We start from the raw sequence: 24,271 nt of genomic DNA on the forward strand, positions 1-24,271 counted from the left end.
TCGTTCGTTTTATTTGTTGAGATCGATGCGCTTGCCGTTGACCATCACGCCGTCGTCGGTCATCAGGATCACGGAGCCCTTGTGTTCGAGGCGAATGCCTTCCGGCGCGAGCGAGATCGAGCTGTCCATCACCTTCAGCAGGATGCCTCGCTCGGCCATGTACACCTGCGTGCCGCCGCCCCCGTCCTTGGCCGGCGTCGTCACCTCGACGGTGGTCGCGGTCGTGCTGCGCTTCTCGGCGATCGTCTCGGTCAGGTTGCCCTGCGGAATCTGCTTCTCTTCGCTGCCGGTGGCCACCAGCACGGTACGCATCGGCCCCAGCACCTTGTGCGTCTCGTTGTTCTCGACGATGGTGTTCATGTCCTTCTGCGCGTGCATGAAGAACTCCTGCATGCCGTTCGTGTCGGTCATGCGGATCTCGTTCGACCCCTGCCCCTTGTGCGTCTGGCTCTTGATCCCCATCGTCTGGCCGGCCGCGCCGTGATACGGGTTGCCTTGCTCGCCGTTGAACACACGGCCGACGATCACCGGGTTGTCCGGATCGCCCTGGTTGAACGCGACGAGCACTTCCTGCTTGATCCGCGGAATCGCCGCCGCACCCCAGCCGTCGCCGGCCCACGGTTGCGACACGCGCACCCACATCGAATCGGATCCGTCCTTCTTGCCGCGCCGGTCCCACGGAAAATGCACCTTCACCGCGCTGCCGTTGGTATAGATTTCCTCGCCCTTCGGCCCGACGACGATCGCCGACTGCGTGCCGTGAATCACCGGCTTCGGCGTGCTGCGCGGCGCGCGATACGGCACCTTCTTCGGCAGCAGCGCGAAGCTGTTGCGATACGGCAGCTTCGCGCTGTGCTGCGTGTAGTCGTTCACCGCCTCGTGACGCACGTGCAGGATCACGTATTCCTGGTTGTTCTCGAGCACCGGGTGATTCGCCACGGTGACCGCGCCCGCCGTGGTCATGCGCCACGCGTAGCCGCCGCCGGTATAGCGGTGGGCCTGCGCCTCCTCGGCCTCCATCGCAAAACGGGCGTAACGGTTGCCGTCGTCGCCGTGGTCGTACAGCGACTGGTGCTCGAACCGCTCGGTCGCGTCGAGCCGCGCATGCTTGAGGTTCTGCGGCCCGGCTTCCACCAGCATCAGCGGCGACGACGGGTTCTGGTGGTTGAAGTCGCGGAACGTGACCTTGCCGACGCCGAAGCGCCGGCCTTCGTGCAACTGATCGATCCCGCTGTCCTCACTCGCCTCGGTGGCCGCGAACGGCACCGTGGCGAGCCCGTCGATCGGGCGGAACAGCAGGTTCGAATCGCCGATCACCAGGATGTGCTTGTCCTTCTCGTAGCGGTGCGTCCAGACGAGCCCCTCCTGCTCCATCAGCCGCGCGCAGAAGTTGTAGTAGCTCTCCTGGTACATCACGACATACTCGAGCGGCTTCTGGCTCGTCCGGATATCGAACACGAAGTCGGAAAACCCGTGCTCCTGGAAGATCTCGGTGAGGATGTCCTGCGCGGTCTTGTTCTGGAAGATCCGGCAGTCGGTCGAGCGCGTCAGGAACCAGAACCACGGCACCGCCGTCAGGTGATACTGCGTGACGTTCCCGGGGTTGCCCGCGCGGTCGAACGACGCAACGTAGCCGTCGAAGTAACGATCGTTGTCGCCGGTACCCGATGCGACGACACGCTCGAGCGTCGACAGGCGCGCCTGCTGGTCGAACCGGATCTTGACCTGCTGGCCGATCAGGTCTTCCGGGCGAAGGTCGTGGCGATGGGACAGCAGGTCGAGGTGGATCTCGGGCAACCGGTTCACGTGCTCGTCGACGACGGCGGCGCTGACCAGCAGCACATCCGGGCCGAGCGGCGTATCGAGCGTCACGTAGCGATTGAGCTGGGTCAGGCGCGCCGGGTTGGCGGCGCCGTTGATCGCCTCGGCGATCGCGCCGGGCGTCTTGTCCATCAGCGAGAAGCCGGTCTGCGCGAGCTGCATCGCGCGCTGGACGGTGTCGACGTGGCCGGCCAGCCCCGCGAGCGGCCCGAGGCTGCCGGCGACACTCGACGCAACCGGGCCGGCCAGGCCGCCGAGCGCGCTCAACGAGCCCAGCCCGCCGCCGCCCAAACCATTGGGAATACCCCCGTTCGGAGCGAAACTCATTCTTGTTCCTTGCGTATGATCTCAGGTTCCGTAGGCCGGCTGGCCGGCCCGAAGCCCCGATAATGTAGGACAAATTCCGACAGCGCGGAAGCCACTCGCAAACGTTTACGCTCGCGCCCCGAAAACCGGCAAACCAGGCTGACAGCGGGATTCCGGGGCAGGATCGCCCTCGGCGCCCCCATGGTGAGGAAGTACTCAAGGTGCCGGCGGGGCGATTTCGTCCGGGCACATGAAAGCCCCGGGCTCGAATGCGTCGAGCAACGCCATCCGGGCGTCGAAGACTGCTTCACCCGGTAATGCGCCACGTCAGCATGTCAGGGGCATGACGATCGGCTGCTCGCGGGGAGCAAACACCCGGGATTCCGCGGCACGCGCCGCGCCGCCCCGCCGAAGCGAAACCTCACCGCGGCGAGACCACGATCGCCGCCCGCCGGTTCTGCGCGCGGCCCGCCGGTGTCCGGTTGTCGCCCACCGGGTCGAGCTTGCCTTTCCCGACGACCGCGATGCGCTTCGGGTCCAGCCCGAGATCGACGAGCTCGATCGCCACCACCTCGGCACGCCGACGCGACAACTCGACGTCGTAGTCGTCCACGCCCTCTTCGTCCGTATAACCGTAGACCCGCACCCCGTTGATCCCGGCCGAATGGAGCGTGCGCCCGATCCGCTCGACGATCCGCCGCACATCGGGCTTGAGGTTGTAGCGATCGAAATCGAACAGGATCGGCCCGGTCGAGCCGAATTCGAAACCCTGCTGGGTTTCCTGGAAACCGGCCGACTTGAGCGCCGTGACCTGCGTCTGCGTCAGCCCGCGATGAAGCGGTGGCGTCTTGCAGCCGCCCAGCGCCATGCACAGCAGCAGCGCGCCCCAGACGCACGTACGCCCGATGCCCACCGGAAACGAGTGGTTCATGTCGCATCCCCTTCGAGTGCGCCCGCGCCGGGCGCGCTTGTTGTCATCCGCGGCTGCGGCCTCGCCCGCAGCGCGAAGCAATCGATCAAACCGGTCCCGCGACACCTTCGGCCAGCTGCCACGAGCCTGGCCGGGCGCGCTTGGCCCGGTACATCGCTGCATCCGCCGCGCGCAGCAAACCGCTCGCGTCCGATGCGTGGTCGGGATACAGCGCTACGCCGGCACTCATCATGGTGGCCACCATGCGGCCGTCGGACAGCTCGATCGACGGCGCCATGCCGGACAAGATCTCGTCGGCGATCCGGCACACGCTGCCCGCTTCGGGCACCGCCGCCAGCATCACCGCAAATTCGTCGCCGCCGAGGCGGGCGACCAGATCGGTCTCGCGCACCTGCGTGCGCAGCCGCGACGCGACGCCGATCAGCACCGCGTCGCCGGCATCGTGACCGAGACAATCGTTGATCTCCTTGAAGCGATCGCAGTCGAGATACAGGATCGCGACCCGCTGGCCCGTCGCATTCGCGTCGCCGAGCGCGCGCGCCAGGCGCGACTCGAACTGCACGCGATTGGGCAGCCCGGTAAGCGCATCGTGCGTCGCCTTGTGTTCGAGCGACGCGTTTTCGTCGCGCAGCGTGTTCTGCCAGTCTTCGAATTCGTCGAGCAGCGCATTGAAGTCGTCGCCGAGCTCGTTCAGTTCCGCGATCGCCGCCGGCTCGACGCGCCGTGCGAATGCCCGTTCGCGCCGCACTGCGTGCGCGACGCCGGCGAGCGCACGCAGCGGCGCGACGATGTTGCGCAGCAGGCGTTTCGAGCTCACATACGCGCCGAACACGCTGACGGCCAGGCAGCCGAGAATGCCGCCGATGCCGCCGAGCAGGAAGCCGAAGAACTGGTGCCCGCGGCCGCGCACGACGACCTTCCCGACGACGATGCCGTCATGCACGACCGGCACCGCGACGGGCCCGGGCAGCGCGACGTCGGCCACGATGCGCTCGAGCCGCGCGATCCCGTTGCCGGCTGGCAACTGCCACGTCGCGAACGGCTGGCCGTTGCTGTCGGTGACGACGACCTGCGCGACGTCTTCCTCGCTCGCTATCATTCCGATCGCCTCGTTCGCCGCGACGCGATCGCCGAACACGAGCGCCGCCTCGACCGTATAACCGAGCGAGCGGGCCAGCAGGTTCAGGTTGTTGCCGGCATACGCACGCAACGCGATCACGGCGACGACGATCAACGATACGGCCGCCATCGCGACGGCGACGAACGCGAGGCGCAGGTGCGCGCGGCGCAGCACGCTTTGCAGCGTGGGGCGCGGCATGCGCGAAGGGGGGAGGTGGAGCAACGGCCGCATCATGGCGCCCCCGGCCGTCGTGCGAGATTCAGCACGTTCGGGTGCACGCGCACGCCGCTGCGCGCCACCGCATCGAGATTGATGTCGAACGACACGCGCTCGCCATCGACATTGAGACAGAACATGCCGCCCGCGGTGCAGGACGGATCGTGCTCCGCGATCGTCAGGACGGGATGGCCGGCCAGCGCGCGCCTGACGCGCGTTCTCTCGTCGTTGTTCAAGGTGCCTAGATACACGACGTCGCACGCGATGCCGAGCGACGGATCGTCGAAGCGGACGTGCTGCACGTCGAGCAGCGTCGAGCCGGCCTGCAGCGTATCGGTCAAGCCGCGCGCGTAGTCGGGGCGGCCGGTGACGCACAGGTGCAGGCGCACGGGCATGGTCGGCCAGCGCGTGAAGCTGACGATGCCGAGTACCACCTGGCGCACGGCGGAGTCGTGTGACGAAACGGCGCGATCGGGCGTCGCCGCGGAATCGGCAGGGCTTGCGGCGGCGGCAATGTGCATGGTGTCGGACGGACCGTCCCCGTCGGCGGGTACCCCCGCGAGCACGGCCGGCGCCGCTCCCAGAACGCAAACGATTGCGAGAAGTGCGTGGCGCAGTGGAGCGGTACGGCCGGGCCGGCCCGTCTTCCGCGCGGCGATCGCCGCCGCGCACGTTGGCGTCGTTGCCGTCGCAAAACCGGCAGCCGCCGCGCACACTTTCGCATCCATGATGGCAACATCCGCTGGCGTCGCTCCGGCGCTGCCTCCCGCCTCCCTCCGTGCGCGAGCAGGCACCGTATCACGCGCACGATTGCTTCATCTTAGGTAAAAATCCGCGTGATCCACCAGTGGGAAACACCCGCTGGGAAGGGGGAGCAAGCGCGCTGAATGCGGCCTGCTCGCGACGCCGCGCGTGAATGTGAACATCGTCTTCGATTCAGCGTCGGCGCCGCAGTATTGATCGGCGGATTGGCGCACCGGTTGCATCTTGGATTGCCTCGGTACGAACGGATCGATCGCGGCAGGATGTCTTGCGATGCGCCGTTCGCAATGGCGTGGCGACCACCCGATGCACGCGGCCGCGCATTCCCTCGAACGCGGTCCGTCGCATCCGGTGACGGCCCGCTGCCGAGAAAGCCACTGACGTAGAATGGCCGGCACCGTCGATTCCTACGACGAAACTGCACGCCATCTCACCTCGCTGATTCCAATGAACCTCATCGCCAGGATTTTCGGCGCGCGGCCACCATCCATGGCGCCCGCGCACACGGTCTACTTGCAGCAAGGCCAGGCGATGCCGCTCGCCGACGCGCTGCAGAAGGTCGCCGCGAGCCGCGACGTTGCGCTGCTCACGCAGGCGATCGGTCATTACTCGGGCTATGTTCGCGAAGCGGCGATCGCCCGAGCGGTCGAGCTTGGCGACAGCGCACTGCTCGAACCGATCGCCGCACGCATCAACGACTGGGTGCCCGAAGTGCGGCGCGCCGCGACGAACGCACTCGTCACACTGCTCGCGACCGTGCCGGCCGCGCACTTCGCCGCCCTGCTTCCGTCGTTGCGCCAGCTCACGTCGGCCACGCGCGAAGATCACGGCCCATGGCTGCACGCATTCGAACAGCGGCTGGTGCAGGCAGGCGGCGTCGATACGATCGTCGACGCGATGCACGCCCCGGACTTCCGGCTGCGGCGCGTCGCCTGCCTCGTGGCATTCGATCACCGGATCCTGCCGGCTGCCGAACTGGTCACGCACGGCCTGACCTCCGGCGACATCGTGCTCGCCCGACGTGCGGTGGCGATGCTCGACGACGTGCCGGCAAGCGATCGCATGCGCTGCATCGATCTCGCGGCCGACTCCCCGTTCGGCCCGGTTCGCCGCGCCGCACTCGTTCACGTGATCGACCAGGGCATCGACGACGGCGCCGAGGCGTTCCTGTGGCGGTCAACGCTCGATTCGCAAGGCAGCTTGCGCGCCGCGGCGGCCCAGTTGCTCACCGAACTCGGCCGGAATGTCGCGGACCGCTGCGTTGCGCTGCTCGATACGGGCTCGTTGTCCGGTACTCGGGTTCGCGCGGCGCTGTCGTTGCTCGCCGAACTGCGTGCGCCCGCCGCAATAGCGACGATGGAGCGGTTCTCGACGGATGCGCGCAGCCCGGTTCGTGCACACGCACTCGTGCTGCTGGCTCGGTTGTCGCCATCGATCCGGGACGAGGTGGCCGCGCGCGCGCTGCTGGACCCCGCCCGCAGGATTCGCAAAACCGCGGTGCGCCTGTGCGAGCAAGGCGCATTCGTCTCGCTCGCGCAAATCGAACAGGTGCTCGAGCGATACGGCGATCGCCATGCCGCACGTGCGATCTGCTCACGGGATCAGTGGGACAGTCTCGTGTGCATCGTGCTGATTGCCGCACGCAATGAGCAATCGGACGATCCGGACGACGCGCTGACGCGCGACCTGCAAACGTGGCTGCGCAATCCCGTCTCGATGTGGACGCGCCCCGGCGCGGCGCAGCGCGCGATGCTCGACACGCCGCAAGCAACACGCCTGCTGGCGAGGGTTGCACGCGATCATCGCGAGGAACTGCGCACCCGGCTCCTGGAACACGGAATCGAGATCTGACGCGCGAGCGGCCGACAACTCGCCGCCCGCAACACGCCCCGCGCCGTCGCGAGTATGCTTGCAGTTCGAACGAATTCCCGTTCGGGCGAAACAACCGCCACGATCTCGCGCTCGCCCGGCTAACCGTCACTCACCACCACAGATGGACTTCGACGTCATCGTTCTCGGCGCCGGCATCGTCGGCGTCTCCGTCGCACTGCACCTGCAGGATCGCGGACGCAAGGTCGCCCTCGTCGATCGCGGTGCGCCCGGCGAAGGCACGAGCTTCGGCAACGCGGGGCTGATCGAGCGCTCGTCGGTCGAGCCGTATCCGTTCCCGCGCAGCCCGTTCACGCTGATGCGCTACGCGCTGAACCGCTCGACCGATCTCTACTGGCACAGCGCGTCGCTGCCCGCGTTCGCGCCGTGGCTCGCGCGTTTCTGGTGGGAATCGGCGCCGCTGCGCCACGCGGCAGCTTCACGCGACATGCTGCCGCTGATCGAGCGCTGCCTCGTCGAGCACGACGCGCTGATCGCTCGGGCCGGTGCCGGCGAACTGATCCGCGCGAACGGCTGGCTGGAAGCGTTCCGCACGCCCGCCGCATTCGAACGCGGCGTGGCCGAGGCCGGCCTCACCGCGCGCCGCCACGGGCTCGGCATCACGCCGCTCGATGCCGCCGCGCTGCTCGCGCACGAACCGAGCCTCGCCCCCGGCTTCTGCGGCGCGTTGCACTGGCTCGATCCGAAAAGCGTCGTCGATCCAGCCGCACTCGTCAAAGCGTATGCGCATCTGTTCGTGCAAGGCGGCGGCACGCTGCTGACCGGCGACGCCGCGAGCCTCGACGCACTCTCGCCCGGCTGGCAAGTGAACACGCAGGACGGCACGGCCGCCGCGCCGGCTGTCGTCGTCGCGCTCGGCCCGTGGTCCGACACGGTGTTCGGCAAGTTCGGCTACAAGATCCCGCTGCGCGAGAAGCGCGGCTATCACATGCATTACGCGCCGTCCGCGCGCGGCGTGCCGTCGGCGCCGATCGTCGATCGCGAATACGGCTACGTGATCGCACCGATGAAGCGCGGGCTGCGGCTGACGACCGGCGTCGAGATCGCGCGGCGCGGGCTTCCGCCAACGGGCGTGCAGCTGGAACGCGCGGAACGCGTCGCGCGCCCCGTGTTCGGTTTCGGCGAGCGGCTCGACCCGCAACCGTGGCTCGGCTTCCGGCCGTGCACGCCCGACATGCGCCCGGTGATCGGCCCCGCGCCCGCGCATCGCGGGCTGTGGTTCGCGTTCGGGCACAACCATCACGGGCTGACGCTCGGCCCCGTCACGGGCCGCCTGCTGGCCGAGATGATAACGGGCGAAGCGCCGTTCACCGATCCGGCGCCGTATCGCGCGGATCGCTTCTGACCTGGCAGCGCGTCGACGCGCGCTCAGTCGAGCGCGCGCCCGAAGATGCGGATCACTTCGTCGAGATGCTCGGCCATCGCACGGCGCGCGGCGTCCGGGTCGCGCGCACGGATCGCATCGAGGATCGCGCGGTGTTCCAGTTCCGATCGGTGCGGCATGTCGTTCGGCATGTACAGCGACTGCAGCCGCTGGAACATCAGGTCGTACTTGTGCGCGAGCAGCTGCTTGATCATCAGCGCATACGCGGCGTTGTCGCTCGCTTCCGCGATGCGGATATGAAACAGCCTGTCGCCCGGATGCGTGAGCGAGCCGCTGCGGTTGTCTTCCTGGTTGCGCAGGAACGCCTCGTGGATGCCTTCGATCTGCTCGTCGGAGCCGTGCTTCGCGGCAAGCGACGCGGCTTCCGGCTCGATCAGCCGGCGTGCCTGCAACAGCGCGAACGGCGGGATTTCGGTATCGAGATCGAGTGCGATGCCGAGTTCGGGATCGATCTCGATGACCGTGAACGGCGCGGCCTTCCCTGCCAGGCCGGGCGTGGGTTCGGGTACGGCGGCCGTTTCGGGGTGGCGCACCTTCACGCCGTCGCCGACGCGCACGCTGACGAGCCCGCTCACTTCGAGCGCGATCAGCGCTTCACGCACCGACGTGCGCGACACGCCGAACTGTTCGGCCAGTTCGCGCTCAGGCGGCAGGTAACTGCCCGGCGGAAAATCGCCGGACTCGATCATCGCACTGAGCTTGTCGGCGATCTGCTGGTACAGGCGGCGGTTCTGGATCGGCTGGATGGACATACGTTGATGCTGGTGATCGGTTGCATTGCGGACGGCCCGGCGAAGCGCACGGGCCGTTCGCGCCTATTTTATATGCCGCGCTTCGCATCGCCCGGCACCGCGTAACAACGCGCCGCCGTCCCGCCCCACAGCGCGCTGCGCTCGGCCGCCGACAGCCGCGATTCGGCCCAGCGCTCGACGATCGATGCGACTTCGTCATACGACGCGGCCAGCAGGCACACCGGCCAGTCCGACCCGAACATCAGCCGCTGCGGGCCGAACGCGTCGAGCGCCGCGTCGAGGCACTGCTCGATATGCCGGACGTCCTTCCCGCGCAGGCCGCGCTTCCAGTCCGCTTCCGTCACGAGCCCCGACAGCTTGCACGCGACGTGCGGCAGCGCGCCCAGCTCGCGCAACGCGGCGCGCCAGCGCGCGAGCGCCGATTCGTCGCGCTCGAATTCGGCCAGCGCGGGCTTGCCGGCGTGATCGAGCACGAGCCAGTGAGCGTCGTGCCGTGCGCAGAACGCCTGCACGTCCGGCAACTGGCGCTCGAACACGAGCACGTCGTACACGTAACCGTTCGCCTGCAGCCACGCGATGCCGCGGTTGAAGCCGGGATCGGCGACGAACGCGCCGGCGTCGGCTTCGTCCTGCACCTGGTGCCGGAAGCCGCGCAGCTTCGGGCTGCGCCATTCGGCGACGCGCTCGGCAAGCTGCGGCGCGGCGAGATCCTCCCAGCCGACCACCGCCGCGATGTGCGTATCGTCGCGGGCGAGATCGAGCAGGAACGCGGTCTCGTCGCGCCCGGCGCGCGCCTGCACCGCGATCGACGCGCCGAGCGCCTGCGCATGCATCAGCGGCCGCAACGCGTCGGGCAGGTAGTCGCGCGCGAGCACCTCCATGCCGGGGCCGATCCACGGATAGTCGGCCGCGCGATAACGCCAGAAGTGCTGATGGGAGTCGATACGCACTGCGCCCATGGTGTCCTCGTGTTCTGCTCAGGCGGCCGCGCGCGCCGCCGCGCCGCCGCACATGCTACGCGCCGCGCACGGCGGCGCCGTGGCACGGCGTTCAGTCGTACAGCACCGCCGCGATCTTCGGATCGTCGATATTGGTCTTGTCGTACCAGTAGAAACCGGTATCGATGACCTTCGGCAGCTTCTCGCCCTTGATCGCCTTCACGGCCGCCTCGACCGTCTTGTAGCCGATCCCGATCGGGTTCTGCGTGATCGCGCCGGCCATCAGCCCGCTGCGGATCGCGTCCTTCTGCTGCTTGCCCGAATCGTAGCCGACGATCACGACCTTGCGCTTCATTTCACGCACGCCGTTGACCACGCCGATCGCCGAGCCTTCGTTGGTGCCGAACAGCCCCTTGAGCTTCGGGTACCCCTGCAGGATCGACTTCGTCACCTCGGTCGACTTCAGCTGGTCGCCTTCGCCGTACTGCACGGTCACGACCTGCACCTTCGGGTGCGCCGCTTTCATCCGCTCGAGAAAACCGTCGCGGCGGTCGATGCCGGTGCGGCTCGTCTGGTCGTGCGCGACCACGGCCACTTCGCCCTCGTCGCCGATCAGCGCGGCGAGCTTGTCGGCGGCCAGCGCGGCGGCGGCCTTGTTGTTGGTCGCGGCCGTCGTCACCGGGATGTCGCTGTCGACGCCCGAGTCGAATGCGATCACCGGGATCTTCTCGGCCTGCGCCTTCTTCAGCAGCGGCAACGCGGCCTTGCTGTCGAGCGCCGCGAAGCCGAGCGCGGCCGGCTTCTTCGCGATCGCGGCCGACAGCATGTCGATCTGCTTGTCGACCATCGCCTCGGTTTCGGGCCCTTCGAACGTCACCTTCACCTTGTAGTCCTTCGCGGCCTGCGTCGCGCCCGATTTCACGGCCTGCCAGAACTGATGCTGGAAGCCCTTCGAGATCAGCGGGATGTAGGCTTCCTGCGCGTGCGCACCGGCCGTGACGCCGACGGCGAACGTCAGCCCGACGATCGCGTTCAACACCTTGCTCCTGATCACTTCGCGTCTCCTTTTTTCGTATCGACTGGAACGACTGGAACGCCGGCCGGAACCGGCGGTGAAGCACATGCCTGCGTGGATGCCTGCGTGCCTGCGTGCATCAGCGGCGCCGCCGGCGCAGGATGTCGACGTAGACGGCCAGGATGATGATCACGCCCGTCACGACCGTCTGCCATTCCTGCGCGACCGACATGATGCGCAGGCCGTTGGTCAGCACGCTCATGATGAACGCGCCGATGATGGTGCCGACGATGCTGCCCGCGCCGCCCGACAGCGACGTGCCGCCGATCACGACGGCCGCGATCGCATCGAGCTCGTAGCCCTGCCCGAGCGCCGGCTGCGCGGAGTTCAGCCGCGACGCGATCAGCAGCCCGGCGATCCCGCACACCGCGCCGCTGAACGTGTACACCGCGATCTTCCACGCGTCGACGTTCACGCCGGACAGCCGCAGCGCCTCCTCGTTGCTGCCGAGCGCGAACGTGTAACGACCGAAGATCGTGCGGTTCAGCACGATCGACGCGCCGATCGCGACGAGGAACAGGATCAGCACCGCATTCGGAATCGGCAGCGCCGGAATGAGGTTGCCGATCAGCGAATCCTGCGCGATCGACATGAAGCCCGGCGTGTCGTTGAAGTAGATCGGCCGCGTGCCCGAGATCACGAGCGACAGCCCCTTGAGCAGCATCATCATGCCGAGCGTCGCGATGAACGGCGGCACCTTCATCTTCGCGATCACGAAGCCCGATACGCAACCCGACAGCGCGCCGAAAAACAGCGCCGCCAGGATCCCGAGCGGCAGCGGCATGCCCCACTTCGTCAGCACGACGCCGGCCATCACCGCGCAGAACGTCATCAGCGTGCCGACCGACAGGTCGATGCCCGACGTGATGATCACGTAGGTACACGCGACCGCAAGCACGCCGTTCACGGCGGTGGCCTGCAGGATCGTGACGAGGTTGTCGACTTCGAGGAAGTTCGGTGACGCGAAGCTGAAGAACACGATCAGCAGCACGAGGCTCGCGAACGCGAGCAGCTTCTGGCGCGCGGCAGGGTTGAAGAAGCGCGACTTCAGGCTCGATGCGCCGGCAGGCGTATCGCCGGACGCGAGGGGCGGGACAGGATGCGTATCGTTGGACATGATCGGATAGGCGTATGGATCGGCGTCTGAATCAGGACAACACGGTCGACTCGCGCTGCGTCGCGAGCTGCATGATCTTTTCCTGCGTGGCGTCGGCCGCGCGCAGCTCGCCGGTCACGCGCCCCTCGCACATCACGAGAATCCGGTGGCTCATGCGCAGCACCTCCGGCAGTTCCGACGAGATCATCACGATCGCCTTGCCGTCGGCGGCCAGCGCGTCGAGCAGCTTGTAGATCTCGCTCTTCGCGCCGACGTCGATGCCGCGCGTCGGCTCGTCGAAGAACAGGATGTCGCAGTCGCGCAGCAGCCACTTCGCGATCACGATCTTCTGCTGGTTGCCGCCCGACAAAAGGCGTGCGGGCTGCGCGACCGACGGCGTGCGGATCGCGAGCTGCCGCACATACGCGTGTGCGGTATCGCGCATCGCGCGCGCGTCGAGAAACACGCCACGGTGCACGAAGCGACGCATGCTCGACATGGCGATGTTGTTCTGCACGTCCATCCCGACCGCGAGCCCGAAGTGCTTGCGATCCTCGGACAGATAGCCGATGCCGTGCTTCACCGCATCGGCCGGCGTGCGGATCGTCACGGTCTTGCCGTGCACGCGGATCTCGCCCGCGTCGATCGGGTCGGCGCCGAACACCGCGCGCGCGACCTCGGTGCGGCCCGCGCCCATCAGCCCAGCGAAGCCGAGGATCTCGCCGCGCCGCAGCGTGAAACCGACGTCGCGGATCGCACGGCCGCGCGACAGCCCGCGCACTTCGAGCGCGACGTCGTTCGCGAACGTATCGGGCGGCGTGCGGAATTCCGTCGCGAGCTGGCGGCCGACCATCATCGCGATGATCGCGTCCATCGACGTATCCGCCATCGGCACGGTCGCGACGTACTTGCCGTCGCGCATCACGGTCACGCGATCGGCGATCTGGCGCAGCTCGTCCATCTTGTGCGAGATGTAGACGATGCCGACGCCGTGCGCGCGCAGGTCGCGGATGATGCGGAACAGCTCGGCGATCTCCGCGTTGTTGAGCGCGGCGGTCGGCTCGTCCATGATCAGCACGCGCGAGTCGAACGACAGTGCCTTCGCGATCTCGACCATCTGCTGCTTCGCGACCGTCAGCCGGCCGACCGGCGTGCGCGGATCGAGATCGAGCCGCATCCGCCGGAAGATCGCGGCGGCATCGCGATTCAGCGTGTCTTCGTCGACGAACACGCCGAAGCGGCCGCGCGGCTCGCGGCCGATGAAGATGTTCTGCGCGACGCTCAGGTGGTTCATCAGGTTCAGTTCCTGATGGATGATGCCGATCCCGAGCGCCTGCGCGGCGCGTGGATCGGCGATCTCCACCGCACGGCCGTCCATCCGGATCTCGCCGCCGTCGCGCTGGTACACGCCCGCGAGGATCTTCATCAACGTCGACTTGCCGGCGCCGTTCTCGCCCATCAGCGCATGCACTTCGCCGGCACGCAGGTCGAAACGGCAATCGTCGAGCGCCTGCACGCCCGGGAAGCGCTTGCCGATGCCGGTCAAGGCGATCAGCGGCGGCGCGGCAGTCAGGTTCGGGTCGGGTTGCATGGAGCGCGGCCCTCAGCTGATCGCACGGTCGAGATGCGTATAACCGCCGTCGACGAACAGCCACTGGCCCGTCGTGTGCGATGCGCGTGCCGACAGCAGGAATACGGCCGTATCGGCGATCTCGTCGGCCGTCGTGAAGCGTTTGCCGAGCGGCACCTTGCCGGCGATGCCCGCCAGCTTCGCGTCGGGGTCGTCGAAACCGGCGAGCCAGTTGCGGTAAAGCGGCGTCATCACCTCGGCCGGAATCACCGCGTTCACGCGCACGCCGTCGTCGCGCAACGCGACGGCCCATTCGCGTGTCAGCGCGAGTTGCGCGCCCTTCGACGCGCAATAGCCGCTCGTGTTGCCCTGGCCGGTCACGGCCGTCTTCGACGAGACGTTGACGATCGCGCCGCGCGTCGCCTTCAGGTGCGGCACGCAGTAGTGCGCCATCACGTAGTAGTGGATCAGGTTGCGCTCGAGCGACGCGACGAACGCATCGCGACCGGCATCGAGCCCGACGCCGTCGTTGACGCCCGCGTTGTTGACGAGGCCGTCGAGACGACCGAAGCGCGCGACGGTCTGCGCAACCGCGTCGCGGCACTGTGCGTCGTCCCGCAGCTCGACCGACATGCATGCGGCCTGCGGCTGCTTCTGCACGAGTGCGCGCCAGAACGCATCGTCGGGCGCGTGGCGCGCGAACACCACCGGAATCGCGCCTTCTTCGGCAAGCCGCATCGAGATCGCGGCACCGATGCCCGATGCGCCGCCGGTCACGATCACGACCTTGTGTTGCAGATTCAAATCCACTTCGCGTCTCCGTCGTTCAAGTTGTCGGCGCGCACGACGCGCGTCGCGCGCGCCGTGCCTCAGCCCCGGAACCGGTACTGCTCCAGCGATTCGGGTTTCATCTCGATCGAGAAACCGGGCGCCGTCGGCGGCATGTAGGCCGCGCCGCGCACGATGCACGGTTCGACGAAATGCTCGTGCAGGTGATCGACGTACTCCGTCACGCGCCCTTCCTTCGTGCCGGAAATGCACACGTAGTCGATCATCGACAGATGCTGCACGTATTCGCACAACCCGACGCCGCCCGCATGCGGGCAGACGGGCAGCCCGTACTTCGCGGCCATCAGCATCACCGCGAGAATCTCGTTCACGCCGCCGAGCCGGCACGCATCGATCTGTACGACGTCGATCGCACCGCGCGCGATGAACTGCTTGAACAGGACGCGGTTCTGGCACATCTCGCCGGTCGCGACCTGCACGGGCGCGATCGCTTCGCGGATCGTGCGATGCCCTTCGACATCGTCGGGGCTCGTCGGCTCCTCGATGAACCACGGCCGCGCGAACGCCAGCTCGCGCACCCAGTCGATCGCCTCGTCCACTTCCCACACCTGGTTCGCGTCGATCATCAGCTTGCGGTCCGGGCCGATCACTTCGCGCGCGATCGTCACGCGGCGGATATCGTCCTCCAGGTTCGCGCCGACTTTCAGCTTCACGTGGTCGAACCCGGCTTCGACGGCTTCGCGGCACAGCCGCCGCAGCTTGTCGTCGCTGTAGCCGAGCCAGCCGGCCGACGTCGTGTAGCACGGGTAGCCGTCGCGCTCGAGAATCGCGATCCGTTCGGCCTTGCCTGGCGCCTGCCTGCGCAGCAGGTCGAGCGCTTCGTCGGGCGTCAGGCAGTCCGTCAGGTAGCGGAAGTCGATCGTGCGCACCAGTTCCTCGGGGCTCAGGTCGGCAACGAGCCGCCATAACGGCTTGCGTTCGGCTTTCGCCCACAGATCCCACACCGCGTTGACGACGGCCCCCGTCGCCAGATGGATCGCCCCCTTGTCGGGGCCGATCCAGCGCAACTGGCTGTCCGACGTGACGTGCCGCCAGAAGCGGCCCATGTCCGCGCGAATCCAGTCGAGGTCGAGGCCGACGACGAGGTGACGCATCGCGTCGATCGCCGCGCAGCAGATCTCGTTGCCGCGCCCGATGGTGAACGTGAGGCCGTGACCTTCGAGCCCGTCGCGGTCGGTTTCGAGCACGACGTACGCGGCCGAATAATCGGGGTCCGGGTTCATCGCATCGGAGCCGTCGAGCTGGCGCGAGGTCGGAAAGCGCACGTCGAGGACGCGCATCGATCGAATGATAGGCATGACGAATCGTCCGCGAAAGGGAATCAGGCCTGCACGGTGCGCTGGCGTTGCTCGCCGAGCCCGTCGATACCGAGCGTGATCACCTGCCCGGCGCGCAGATAGACGGGCGGCTTCTGCCCGAGGCCGACACCCGGCGGCGTGCCGGTCGAGATCACGTCGCCCGGCTGCAGGCTCATGAAGCGGCTCAGGTAGCTGATCAGGTGCGGCACGCGGAACACCATCGTCGCGGTCGTGCCGTTCTGGTAGCGATGGCCGTCGACGTCGAGCCATAGCCGCAGCGCATGCGGATCGGGCACTTCGTCGGCCGTCACGAGCCACGGGCCGAGCGGCCCGAACGTGTCGTTGCCCTTGCCCTTGTCCCACGTGCCGCCGCGTTCGAGCTGGAATTCACGCTCCGACACGTCGTTCACGACGCAGTAGCCCGCCACGTGCGACAGCGCGTCGGCTTCCGCGATATAACGACCGCCCTGGCCGATCACCACGCCGAGTTCGACCTCCCAGTCGGTCTTCTCCGAGCCGCGCGGAATCTCGACGTCGTCGTTCGGCCCCGAGATCGCGCTCGTCCACTTGCCGAACACGACGGGCTCCTTCGGCACTTCCATCCCCGATTCGGCCGCGTGGTCGGAATAGTTGAGCCCGATGCAGATGAACTTGCCGACGCGCCCGACGCATGCGCCGAGCCGCGGCGTGCCTTCGACCCGCGGCAGCGACGACGGCGGAATGTCGCGCAACCGCGCGAGCGAGGCCGGCGCCAGCGCATCGCCGGCGAGATCGTCGATCACGCCCGACAGGTCGCGGATGTGGCCCTGCGCATCGAGCAGACCCGGTTTTTCATGGTGTTTGTCGCCAAATCTCAGCAGTTTCATGTCGTCTTGAACGGAAATGGAAAGTGAACGGAGAAAGGCGCGGTCAGTTCGACCAGCCGCCGTCGATCAAATGGATCGCGCCGGTCGTGAACGACGCCTCGTCGGACGCGAGGTACAGCGCGAGCGCGGCCACTTCGTCCGCGGTGCCGATGCGGCCGATCGGCTGGCGCGCGACGAACGCCTGGCGCACCTCGTCGGCCGACACGTCGCGCATGCGCGCCTGGTCCGCGATCCGCTGCTCCAGCGACGGCGATTCGATCGTGCCCGGGCAGATCGCGTTGCAGCGGATGCCGCGCTCGACGAAATCGGCGGCCACCGCCTTGGTCAGGCCGATCACGGCCGCCTTGGTCGTGCCGTAGACGAAGCGGTTCGGCACGCCCTTCACGCTCGACGCGGCCGACGCCATGTTGATGATCGACGCGCCGCCCGCTTCGAGCATCGCGGGCAGCAGCGCGCGAATCAGGCGGTACATCGACGTGACGTTCAGGTTCAGCGAGAACGCCCATGCGTCGTCGTCGCAGTCGAGGATCGAGCCGTGGTGGACATAGCCCGCGCAGTTGAACAGCACGTCGAACGCGCGCTCGTTCGCGGCAAGCGCCGCGACGTCCTGCGCATCGGTGACGTCGAGCCGCCGCGTGGCCAGCCGGCTGCCCGCGCGTTCGGCGTCGGCCTCGAGCCGCACGAGCGCGGCTTCGTTGATGTCGGTCGCCAGCACATCGGCGCCCTCGCTCGCGAACCGCAGCGCGGTCGCGCGGCCGATACCCTGCCCGGCCGCCGTCACCAGCGCGCGTTTGCCCTGCAATCTCATGAGCGACTCTCCCGAAAAAAACCGGCCACCCGTCGGCCGATTGGCACAAAGGACCAAAGGTCCAACCAATCATAGGAGCCGACTTTGCGTTTGTCACGAAATCGGAATTCAGTATTTACCCGGGCGTGGAAATCGGGCGGTCGAGCAAGCGTCCGGCATTCGACGGCCCGCGGGCGCCCGTCCCGGGATCCGCGCACACCCAATACCGGCGGGCCGTCCAGCCGTTTATCCAGACACACCCGGCGCGGCGCCGCGCCAAACTGGCGAAAAAGTCATGTTCGCGTCAGGGTCTCAACGGGATGCGCGCGCCATCATGACGTACCGGACTGCGCTACCGGTCCATCGCCTCCCCGCCCGCGTTCGATCCCTGCGGGCATCTCCGTCCCCCGGCGATGGGCTCCGTGACTGGGCGAGCAGACACGGCGCGCAGGCCGATTTCCCGCCCCGGACTTCATGTCCGGGGCGTTTTTGTCTTTGGTTTTCCAAGAAAATAAGCGTGGATTGTTTCTAAATCGGCAAAAGGTAATTTGAGCCAGACAGGATGTTTTTTCCGGTCACAGACGCTTACATTTAGCGCACCACTCATGGAAACCGCTACGGATTCGCCATCGGGTAGTGACATCCACTGCCACGGCCGAACCGCACGAGCTTTAGGAAACGGCAAAATGAAGGCCTCCAAATCCCTGCCTGTGCTCGATCCCGCCGACGTCCACGTCGAAATTCTCGAACGCTCCGATACGCTGCTCGTCGTCCGCTGGGTCGAGCCCGGCCGCTGTCACTACGGTGAACAGCGCTGGCGCCGCCGCTTCGCGCAACGCACCGGCACGTGCGCGCTGTCGCGCCAGGTCATCCAGCGCGGCGACGAAGTCTTCCGCCCGGCCGAACGCCCGGCGCCCGCGAACGCGGCCGCGATGATCTCCGCCGCCGAAGTGCTCGCGCTGGCCGGCGGCAGGTAAATCCTGCCGGCCGCGCATCGCGACATGCGGTGCCACACGATGCGCAAGCCCTAGAAGCGCCGGTCTAATTCCCCTGCTTGTCTGCCACGACCACGCGCACTATCGTTACACCACTCGATGTAACGATTACGTGCCGCGGCTACCCGGTCGCGCCGATGGAGGCAGACATGCATGCATGGAGCGCGCGCCACGTCCCGGCGCAGGGCGGCAAGGTCGCGGTCGTGACCGGTGCCAATAGCGGGCTCGGCTGGCAACTCGCGGAAACGCTGGCCGCGAAAGGCGCGACCGTCGTGATGGGCTGCCGCGACGCGGCCCGCGCCGCGCAGGCCGCCGACGCGATCCGCCGGCTCCATCCCGATGCCCGCGTCGAAGTCGACGCGCTCGACCTCGCCGATCTCGCCTCGATCGCACGCTTCGCCGCCGATGTGGCCGAACGCCATGGCCGCGTCGATATCCTCTGCAACAACGCCGGCGTGATGTTCCTGCCGCTGCGCCATACGCGCGACGGCTTCGAGATGCAGTTCGGCACCAACCACCTCGGCCATTTCGCGCTGACCGGCCATCTGCTGCCCGCGCTGCGCGCCGCGCGCCGGCCGCGGGTCGTGACGATGTCGAGCGGCCTCAACCGCGGCGGGCGAATCCGCGTCGACGACCTGCGCGCCGAGCGCCGCTACAACCGTTATCTCGCCTATTGCGTCAGCAAGCTCGCGAACCTCGTGTTCGCGATCGAACTGCAGCGCCGTTTCGAGCGCGCGGCGTTCGCCGGGATCAGCGTGGCCGCGCACCCGGGCTACGCGGCAACCAACCTGCAGTTCGCGGGCCCGGCGATGGACAGCTCGCCCGCGCGTGCGGCGCTGATGCGGGCCGCGAACCGTTATCTCGCGCAGCCGGCCGACCAGGGGGCACTGCCCGCGATTCATGCGGCGACCGCGCCCGATCTCGCGGGCGGCGCGTATATCGGGCCGTCCGGCTGGTTCGAGTCGCGCGGGCTGCCGGCGCCCGCGAGCGTGCCACGCGCGGCCCGCGACGTGGGATCGGCGGCGTTGCTGTGGGAGGCATCGGAAGCCGCGACGGGCGTGCGCTTCCTCAGCTCGGGCGCGCCGGCCGGACGTTCGCCGGGCCGGCCGTTCGACACGGCGGCCGAGGCGCGCTGAAATGCGTGCCGGCCACTGCAACATTCTTCATACTTGTTGCACCAACCGATAAGAAAGCCCGTTGAAAGCCTGAGTCGACGCGCCACTGTTACTGCCCAGGAAACAATCTATCGTCAAAATCAGCGTTTACCCTGAACCTTCCGATGACTAAGATTTGATCAATCGCTTAAGACATGGTGTCGAGAGCGAACTCAATAAAACACCGGAGGTCATCATGAAATCGCTCGTTTCCGCAGTCGTTGCCGCTGCCGCCCTGTCCGCTTCGTTCGGCGCATTCGCCCAAAGCACCGTGACCCGCGCGCAAGTGAAGAACGAACTGGTTCAGCTCGAACAAGCCGGCTACAAGCCGGGCCTGTCGAGCCCGTACTACCCGAACGACATCCAGAGCGCCGAAGCGCGTGTTCATGGTGCCGACACCAGCGGCTACGGCGCGCAACCGGCTCCGGCCGTCCACTCGGGCGCCCCGGCCGCAACGTCGTCGAACGCTCGCGACTCGATCTTCTTCGGCCAGTAAGCCGATGCGCCCCCGACGGGCGCCGCGCGCAGCGCGATGAAGAAACATCAGGACGGGCCCCCTTGCGGGGCTCGTCCTTTTTTATGAAACGCATACCTCCGCCGCCCGGCAGCGGGCGGCTTCGCCCGGGCGCCTTGCGTCCGGGCGCTTTTTCATCCTGCGCGGCAGGTGTGCAGGCAGGATGAAGCCGCGCGTGCCCGTCAGTGCGGTGCAGCCGCGGCAGACGCCGAACGCGACAGCACGCGCCACCGCGACAGCAATTCGTCACGATCGACGTAGCAGCCCTGCAGATGCCGGCGGCCGGTCGACGGATCGAACTCGGTGCGCGCATGCAGCACGCGCCGGTTGTCGAACGCCCACATGTCGCCCGCCCGCAGCCGGCGCTGCACGCGAAAGCGCGGCTCGCGCGCAAGCGCGAGAAAACGCCGGTACGCGCGATAGACGGCCGCGACCGAGCCGGCCGGCGCATCGAGCGGCCCGCGCAGGAAGTTCGCGACGCGCACCTCGGTCACGTTGCCGCGCGCATCGAGACCGATCACCGGCGCCGAGCAGCGATAGTCGCTGTTCGCACTCTTGTTCCAGAACTCGAACGGCGTCGACGCGAGTTGCTCGAAATCGGCCGGGTGCTCGCGCCGCAGCGCATCCGCCAGCGCGAAGCCGTCGAGGAACACGCTGTCGCCGCCGGTCGCATCGTTCGCCAGGCAATGCAGGAACTGCACGCCCGGCTGCAACTCGCGGGTCGGCAGATCGGTATGCGGCGGCAGGTTCAGCGACGTATACGCATTGCTGTCCGGACGCGGCTTCGATTCGACGTCGAACAGCACACCGAAATTGCTCTCGCGGATCAGGCCGACGCGGCGCGCGATCTCGTCGACGCGCCCGCGCTCGGCCGGCACGCCTTCGACGAGCGTCAGCCCGGTGCGCTGCAACGCGGCGAGCCATGCGAGCAACGCGCCGTCGTCCTCCATCACGTCGCGCCACGCGAACACGCCGATGGCCGTCGCATCGTCGCCGGCCCACACGTGCCGCCCGTGCGCGGCCTGGCGCTCGGCGCGCGACGCGTCGTCGTACGCATGCGCGCGCAACCATCCCGGCGACCACGCGCTGCGATGTCCGTCGTTCCACTCGACATGCAGCGCGCCGTCGGCTTCGATGTGCACCGCGCGCGCGGCGAGATCCTCGCGCGCGTCGGCGATCTCGAACACCTGTTCACGCGTGACGGCATGCACGCATGCGGAGCACGCGCAGTTGTCGCGCAGCCAGTCGAAATGAAACGGCGATCGTCGCGTGTCGCTCCACTCGACGTCCACCGCTGAGTCGCCAATCGCGACCGCCGCAATGGTCGCGTCGACCGAAAACGTCCGCCAGTCCTCGATACGGTGTTGCGCTGCCTGCATCGTTGCCTCCCGGAAACGCCCGCTACGCGTGTGGTGCGAGCAGAAACCCGCCGACCGTCCGGTGCATCCGCGCCGCCTGCGGGCTCGTTCCGAGCGCGCGCCAGCAGCCGTGCACCAGCCCCTCTCCCATCCAGTAGTGCGCGGCACCGCCGGCCGCGCGAATCCGTTCGACGTACACGCGCGCATCGTCGCGCAGCGGATCGTGTTCGGCGCCGATCGCGAGAACGGGCGGCAGGCCGTCGAAACGCGCCGCCGCGAGCGGCACCGACGCGCGCAACAGCGGATTGCCGTCTCCCAGCGCATCGGACAAGTCGCCGTTCCAGTACAGCGCGCGATAACGATGGACATCGTCGAGCGTCAGCATCGGTGCGTGCGCTTCCGTTTCGCGCGCCGGCGATTGCGGTTCGAACCCGAGCATCGGATAGACGAGCGCGATGCCGTCGACACCGCCTTCGCCCGCATCGCGCAACGCGGTGGCCACGGCCGCCGCGAGCATGCCGCCCGCGCTGTCGCCCGCGAGCGTCAGCGGATGCGCGCACGGCCCGAACGGCCAGCGCGCGTCGCGTGCGGCGCGCGTGACGGCCAGGCAATCTTCGAGCGCGGCCGGCGCGCGATGCTCGGGCGCCAGCCGGTAGTCGACCGCGATCACGTCGAGCCCCGTATCGGCCGCCAGTTGCGCGGTGATCAGCGCATGACTGTCGAGCGAGCCGACGACGAAGCCGCCGCCATGCAAGAACAGCACCGTGCCGCGCGGCGCACCCTGCGCGGACGTGTAGCGCCGCAGCGCGATCGCGCGGCCGTCGGGCGCCTGCCAGACGGCGTCCTGCTGCACGATGCCGGCCGGCAGCGCAGCCGGCGTCCACTCGGCCGCGAAGCGGTCGTAGAGGCGGCGCTGCTCGGCGGGCGCGCGTTCGGCCGCGTCGGCTGGATACCACGCGTCGACGGCAGCGACGAACGCCGCGATTTCCGGTTCGAGCATCGTGTGCGCTCCGCGCTTGAAGGTTCGCGCCCGCTATCGGCGCGGCGGCAGCGCGATCACGCGGCCCGCATACGCGGGTGCCGCGCAATCGCGCTGCAACGCATGCAGCCCGGCCACGCGTGCGGCCACGTCGTCGTCGAACGGCGCCGATTTCGCGCCGTCGCGCGTATCGACGTGCAGCAGCATCTGCTCGCTCGCCGATACCGCGTCGTCATGCCCGTCCGCGAACAGCTCGAGATACAGGTGCAGCCGCTTCGCGTCATGCGCCAGCACGCGCGCATCGACACGCACCTGCGTGCCCTCCTTGATCTCGTGCAGGTAGTTCACGTGCGCTTCGAGCGTGTAGACCGAGCGGCCCCGCTCGCGACGCGCGGCGTCGTCGAGGCCGATGCGATCCAGCAGCGCATCGGTCGCGAAGCTGAAGATCAGCAGGTAGAACGCATCGCGCAGGTGGCCGTTGTAGTCGACCCATTCGGGCCGCACCACGTCGCGGTATATCGTCAGCGGGGTATCGCCGGTCATCGCCTTCAGTCCTTTAGTGCTTTAGTCCTCGAATCGCATCCCGTGCCGCGCCTTCACCGCGGCGATCGACTTCAGCACCTCGGTGATGCACTCGTCGCGATAGCGTTCGAGTTCCTTGATGCTGCGCGTGCCCTGCTGTTCGGTCGTGCCTTCGACGACGCTGTCGATCAGCGCATCGGTGAGCGTGGGCGCGACCAGCTTCGTCCACGGCAGTTCGAGCGCGGGGCCGAATTGCTGCATGAAGTGTCGCATGCCCGCATCGCCGCCGGCGAGCGTGTAGGTCAGGAAGGTGCCCATGAACGACCAGCGGATGCCCGCGCCGAAGCGGATCGCGTCGTCGATCTCGCCGGTCGTCGCGACGCCCTCGTTGACGAGGTGCAGCGCCTCGCGCCACAACGCCTCGAGCAGCCGGTCCGCGATGAAGCCCGGCACTTCCTTGCGCACGTGCAGCGGCCGCATGCCGAGCTTGCGATAGATCTCCATCGCGCCTTCGACCGCTTCCGGCGACGTGCGCGCGCCGCCGAGCACCTCGACGAGCGGCAGCAGGTAGACGGGATTGAACGGGTGGCCGACCACGCAGCGCTCCGGATGCGTCGCCCGCGCGTAGAAATCCGTCGGCAGCAGGCCCGACGTCGACGACGCGATGATCGCGTCGGGTTTCGCCGCGCGGCTGATCTGCTCGTGCAGTTCGAGCTTCAGCGCCTCGCGCTCGGGCGCGCTTTCCTGGATGAAATCGGCATCGGCGACGCACGCCTCGATCGTCTCCACGAAACGCAGCCGCGCGGGATCGGCGCCGGGCGCGAGGCCGACGCGCTCGAGCGCGGGCCACGCGTTCGCGACGTTCGCGCGCAGCCGTTCCTCCGCGCCCGGCGCGGGGTCCCAGACGACCACGTCGAGACCGTGCGCGAGCGCGCGGGAAATCCATCCGCTGCCGATCACGCCGGTGCCGATGGCGGCGAACGTCTTGATGTCGGTCTTCACAGCCATGTCAACGCATCCTTCAAATCAGGGGAAATCGGTGGGCGGCCGCGCTGGGCGTGCCGCCGCGTCTTGTCGGTCAGTCGGCG

Annotated in this window: 22 protein-coding genes; 5 read left to right on the forward strand and 17 right to left on the reverse strand. The window is 67.9% G+C overall.

Features of this window, described 5'->3' with window-relative positions:
- Positions 1-9: 9 nt before the first annotated feature.
- The 4 genes from AB3K92_RS19975 to AB3K92_RS19990 all read right to left on the reverse strand — a co-directional run bounded on the left by AB3K92_RS19975 (position 10) and on the right by AB3K92_RS19990 (position 5,122).
- Positions 10-2,148 carry a type VI secretion system Vgr family protein gene (locus AB3K92_RS19975; protein ID WP_369465678.1) on the reverse strand — a complete coding sequence of 713 codons (2,139 nt, stop codon included), beginning with the start codon at positions 2,146-2,148 and terminating at the stop codon, positions 10-12.
- 400 nt (positions 2,149-2,548) lie between these two features.
- Positions 2,549-3,058 carry an OmpA family protein gene (locus tag AB3K92_RS19980; protein WP_048024871.1) on the reverse strand — a complete coding sequence of 170 codons (510 nt, stop codon included), beginning with the start codon at positions 3,056-3,058 and terminating at the stop codon, positions 2,549-2,551.
- Between the two features lie 85 nt (positions 3,059-3,143).
- Positions 3,144-4,412, reverse strand: a complete 1,269-nt coding sequence (locus AB3K92_RS19985) for a diguanylate cyclase (RefSeq protein ID WP_059489460.1) — start codon at positions 4,410-4,412, stop codon at positions 3,144-3,146.
- The gene (locus tag AB3K92_RS19990) at positions 4,409-5,122 is read right to left on the reverse strand and encodes a YfiR family protein (RefSeq protein ID WP_257249931.1); all 714 of its coding nucleotides are present in this window, start codon (positions 5,120-5,122) and stop codon (positions 4,409-4,411) included. The genes AB3K92_RS19985 and AB3K92_RS19990 overlap by 4 nt, the downstream gene beginning before the upstream one ends.
- Positions 5,123-5,645: 523 nt before the next feature.
- Here AB3K92_RS19990 and AB3K92_RS19995 point away from each other — a divergent pair.
- Complete coding sequence (locus tag AB3K92_RS19995) at positions 5,646-7,007, forward strand: hypothetical protein (RefSeq protein ID WP_369465679.1); 1,362 nt, start codon at positions 5,646-5,648, stop codon at positions 7,005-7,007.
- A gap of 142 nt (positions 7,008-7,149) precedes the next feature.
- A complete protein-coding gene (locus AB3K92_RS20000) occupies positions 7,150-8,391 on the forward strand; it encodes an NAD(P)/FAD-dependent oxidoreductase (RefSeq protein WP_369465680.1) in 1,242 nt (413 codons plus the stop codon).
- Positions 8,392-8,414: 23 nt separating this feature from the next.
- On the opposite strand, the gene AB3K92_RS20005 is transcribed toward AB3K92_RS20000, so the two are convergent.
- The 9 genes from AB3K92_RS20005 to AB3K92_RS20045 all read right to left on the reverse strand — a co-directional run bounded on the left by AB3K92_RS20005 (position 8,415) and on the right by AB3K92_RS20045 (position 17,682).
- Entirely contained in the window at positions 8,415-9,182 is a 768-nt protein-coding gene (locus AB3K92_RS20005) for a FadR/GntR family transcriptional regulator (RefSeq protein WP_048024861.1), read from the reverse strand.
- 68 nt (positions 9,183-9,250) lie between these two features.
- Positions 9,251-10,141 carry an amidohydrolase gene (locus AB3K92_RS20010; protein ID WP_059489469.1) on the reverse strand — a complete coding sequence of 297 codons (891 nt, stop codon included), beginning with the start codon at positions 10,139-10,141 and terminating at the stop codon, positions 9,251-9,253.
- A 91-nt stretch (positions 10,142-10,232) separates the two neighbouring features.
- Positions 10,233-11,174, reverse strand: coding sequence for an ABC transporter substrate-binding protein (locus AB3K92_RS20015; RefSeq protein WP_021161439.1), 942 nt, complete (start codon positions 11,172-11,174; stop codon positions 10,233-10,235).
- A gap of 100 nt (positions 11,175-11,274) precedes the next feature.
- The gene (locus AB3K92_RS20020; protein ID WP_369465681.1) at positions 11,275-12,312 is read right to left on the reverse strand and encodes an ABC transporter permease; all 1,038 of its coding nucleotides are present in this window, start codon (positions 12,310-12,312) and stop codon (positions 11,275-11,277) included.
- 31 nt (positions 12,313-12,343) lie between these two features.
- Complete coding sequence (locus tag AB3K92_RS20025) at positions 12,344-13,882, reverse strand: sugar ABC transporter ATP-binding protein (protein ID WP_369465682.1); 1,539 nt, start codon at positions 13,880-13,882, stop codon at positions 12,344-12,346.
- Positions 13,883-13,894: 12 nt separating this feature from the next.
- Entirely contained in the window at positions 13,895-14,671 is a 777-nt protein-coding gene (locus AB3K92_RS20030) for an SDR family oxidoreductase (RefSeq protein WP_369465683.1), read from the reverse strand.
- A 59-nt stretch (positions 14,672-14,730) separates the two neighbouring features.
- Entirely contained in the window at positions 14,731-16,008 is a 1,278-nt protein-coding gene (locus AB3K92_RS20035; RefSeq protein ID WP_059677160.1) for an L-fuconate dehydratase, read from the reverse strand.
- A gap of 23 nt (positions 16,009-16,031) precedes the next feature.
- Positions 16,032-16,874, reverse strand: a complete 843-nt coding sequence (locus tag AB3K92_RS20040) for an ureidoglycolate lyase (protein WP_027789693.1) — start codon at positions 16,872-16,874, stop codon at positions 16,032-16,034.
- A 43-nt stretch (positions 16,875-16,917) separates the two neighbouring features.
- Positions 16,918-17,682: an SDR family oxidoreductase gene (locus AB3K92_RS20045; protein ID WP_021161445.1), complete on the reverse strand. Its 765-nt coding sequence runs from the start codon at positions 17,680-17,682 to the stop codon at positions 16,918-16,920.
- Between the two features lie 665 nt (positions 17,683-18,347).
- On the opposite strand from AB3K92_RS20045, the gene AB3K92_RS20050 reads away from it, so the two are divergent.
- The 3 genes from AB3K92_RS20050 (at position 18,348) to AB3K92_RS20060 (ending at position 20,306) form a co-directional block, all read left to right on the forward strand.
- On the forward strand, positions 18,348-18,638 hold the full coding sequence (locus AB3K92_RS20050) for a DUF3331 domain-containing protein (RefSeq protein ID WP_021161446.1): 291 nt from the start codon (positions 18,348-18,350) through the stop codon (positions 18,636-18,638).
- 167 nt (positions 18,639-18,805) lie between these two features.
- Complete coding sequence (locus AB3K92_RS20055; RefSeq protein WP_369465684.1) at positions 18,806-19,792, forward strand: oxidoreductase; 987 nt, start codon at positions 18,806-18,808, stop codon at positions 19,790-19,792.
- A 214-nt stretch (positions 19,793-20,006) separates the two neighbouring features.
- Positions 20,007-20,306, forward strand: a complete 300-nt coding sequence (locus tag AB3K92_RS20060) for a DUF4148 domain-containing protein (protein ID WP_021161448.1) — start codon at positions 20,007-20,009, stop codon at positions 20,304-20,306.
- A gap of 200 nt (positions 20,307-20,506) precedes the next feature.
- Here AB3K92_RS20060 and AB3K92_RS20065 read toward each other — a convergent pair whose 3' ends face one another.
- The 4 genes from AB3K92_RS20065 to AB3K92_RS20080 are packed head-to-tail and all read right to left on the reverse strand — an operon-like array spanning position 20,507 to position 24,191.
- Complete coding sequence (locus AB3K92_RS20065; RefSeq protein ID WP_059489482.1) at positions 20,507-21,703, reverse strand: TauD/TfdA family dioxygenase; 1,197 nt, start codon at positions 21,701-21,703, stop codon at positions 20,507-20,509.
- Between the two features lie 22 nt (positions 21,704-21,725).
- On the reverse strand, positions 21,726-22,682 hold the full coding sequence (locus AB3K92_RS20070; RefSeq protein WP_059649713.1) for an alpha/beta hydrolase: 957 nt from the start codon (positions 22,680-22,682) through the stop codon (positions 21,726-21,728).
- Between the two features lie 33 nt (positions 22,683-22,715).
- Positions 22,716-23,204: a thioesterase family protein gene (locus AB3K92_RS20075; RefSeq protein ID WP_021161452.1), complete on the reverse strand. Its 489-nt coding sequence runs from the start codon at positions 23,202-23,204 to the stop codon at positions 22,716-22,718.
- 21 nt (positions 23,205-23,225) lie between these two features.
- Positions 23,226-24,191, reverse strand: a complete 966-nt coding sequence (locus AB3K92_RS20080) for an L-carnitine dehydrogenase (protein WP_021161453.1) — start codon at positions 24,189-24,191, stop codon at positions 23,226-23,228.
- Between the last annotated feature and the right edge of the window lie 80 nt (positions 24,192-24,271).

It is taken from the genome of Burkholderia sp. Bmkn7, from assembly GCF_041103175.1.
Taxonomy (GTDB): Bacteria; Pseudomonadota; Gammaproteobacteria; order Burkholderiales; family Burkholderiaceae; genus Burkholderia; species Burkholderia cepacia.

Excerpts from the sequence above, each read along its gene's own strand:
- AB3K92_RS20065 (WP_059489482.1), bottom strand. The coding sequence starts at position 21,703 with ATGCAGGCAGCGCAACACCGTATCGAGGACTGGCGGACGTTTTCGGTC.
- AB3K92_RS20040 (WP_027789693.1), bottom strand. The coding sequence starts at position 16,874 with ATGAAACTGCTGAGATTTGGCGACAAACACCATGAAAAACCGGGTCTG.
- AB3K92_RS20035 (WP_059677160.1), bottom strand. The coding sequence starts at position 16,008 with ATGCCTATCATTCGATCGATGCGCGTCCTCGACGTGCGCTTTCCGACC.
- AB3K92_RS19980 (WP_048024871.1), bottom strand. The coding sequence starts at position 3,058 with ATGAACCACTCGTTTCCGGTGGGCATCGGGCGTACGTGCGTCTGGGGC.
- AB3K92_RS20055 (WP_369465684.1), top strand. The coding sequence starts at position 18,806 with ATGCATGCATGGAGCGCGCGCCACGTCCCGGCGCAGGGCGGCAAGGTC.
- AB3K92_RS19990 (WP_257249931.1), bottom strand. The coding sequence starts at position 5,122 with ATGGATGCGAAAGTGTGCGCGGCGGCTGCCGGTTTTGCGACGGCAACG.
- AB3K92_RS19985 (WP_059489460.1), bottom strand. The coding sequence starts at position 4,412 with ATGATGCGGCCGTTGCTCCACCTCCCCCCTTCGCGCATGCCGCGCCCC.
- AB3K92_RS20005 (WP_048024861.1), bottom strand. The coding sequence starts at position 9,182 with ATGTCCATCCAGCCGATCCAGAACCGCCGCCTGTACCAGCAGATCGCC.
- AB3K92_RS20070 (WP_059649713.1), bottom strand. The coding sequence starts at position 22,682 with ATGCTCGAACCGGAAATCGCGGCGTTCGTCGCTGCCGTCGACGCGTGG.
- AB3K92_RS20060 (WP_021161448.1), top strand. The coding sequence starts at position 20,007 with ATGAAATCGCTCGTTTCCGCAGTCGTTGCCGCTGCCGCCCTGTCCGCT.
- AB3K92_RS19995 (WP_369465679.1), top strand. The coding sequence starts at position 5,646 with ATGGCGCCCGCGCACACGGTCTACTTGCAGCAAGGCCAGGCGATGCCG.
- AB3K92_RS19975 (WP_369465678.1), bottom strand. The coding sequence starts at position 2,148 with ATGAGTTTCGCTCCGAACGGGGGTATTCCCAATGGTTTGGGCGGCGGC.
- AB3K92_RS20080 (WP_021161453.1), bottom strand. The coding sequence starts at position 24,191 with ATGGCTGTGAAGACCGACATCAAGACGTTCGCCGCCATCGGCACCGGC.
- AB3K92_RS20025 (WP_369465682.1), bottom strand. The coding sequence starts at position 13,882 with ATGCAACCCGACCCGAACCTGACTGCCGCGCCGCCGCTGATCGCCTTG.
- AB3K92_RS20075 (WP_021161452.1), bottom strand. The coding sequence starts at position 23,204 with ATGACCGGCGATACCCCGCTGACGATATACCGCGACGTGGTGCGGCCC.
- AB3K92_RS20020 (WP_369465681.1), bottom strand. The coding sequence starts at position 12,312 with ATGTCCAACGATACGCATCCTGTCCCGCCCCTCGCGTCCGGCGATACG.
- AB3K92_RS20000 (WP_369465680.1), top strand. The coding sequence starts at position 7,150 with ATGGACTTCGACGTCATCGTTCTCGGCGCCGGCATCGTCGGCGTCTCC.
- AB3K92_RS20045 (WP_021161445.1), bottom strand. The coding sequence starts at position 17,682 with ATGAGATTGCAGGGCAAACGCGCGCTGGTGACGGCGGCCGGGCAGGGT.
- AB3K92_RS20050 (WP_021161446.1), top strand. The coding sequence starts at position 18,348 with ATGAAGGCCTCCAAATCCCTGCCTGTGCTCGATCCCGCCGACGTCCAC.
- AB3K92_RS20010 (WP_059489469.1), bottom strand. The coding sequence starts at position 10,141 with ATGGGCGCAGTGCGTATCGACTCCCATCAGCACTTCTGGCGTTATCGC.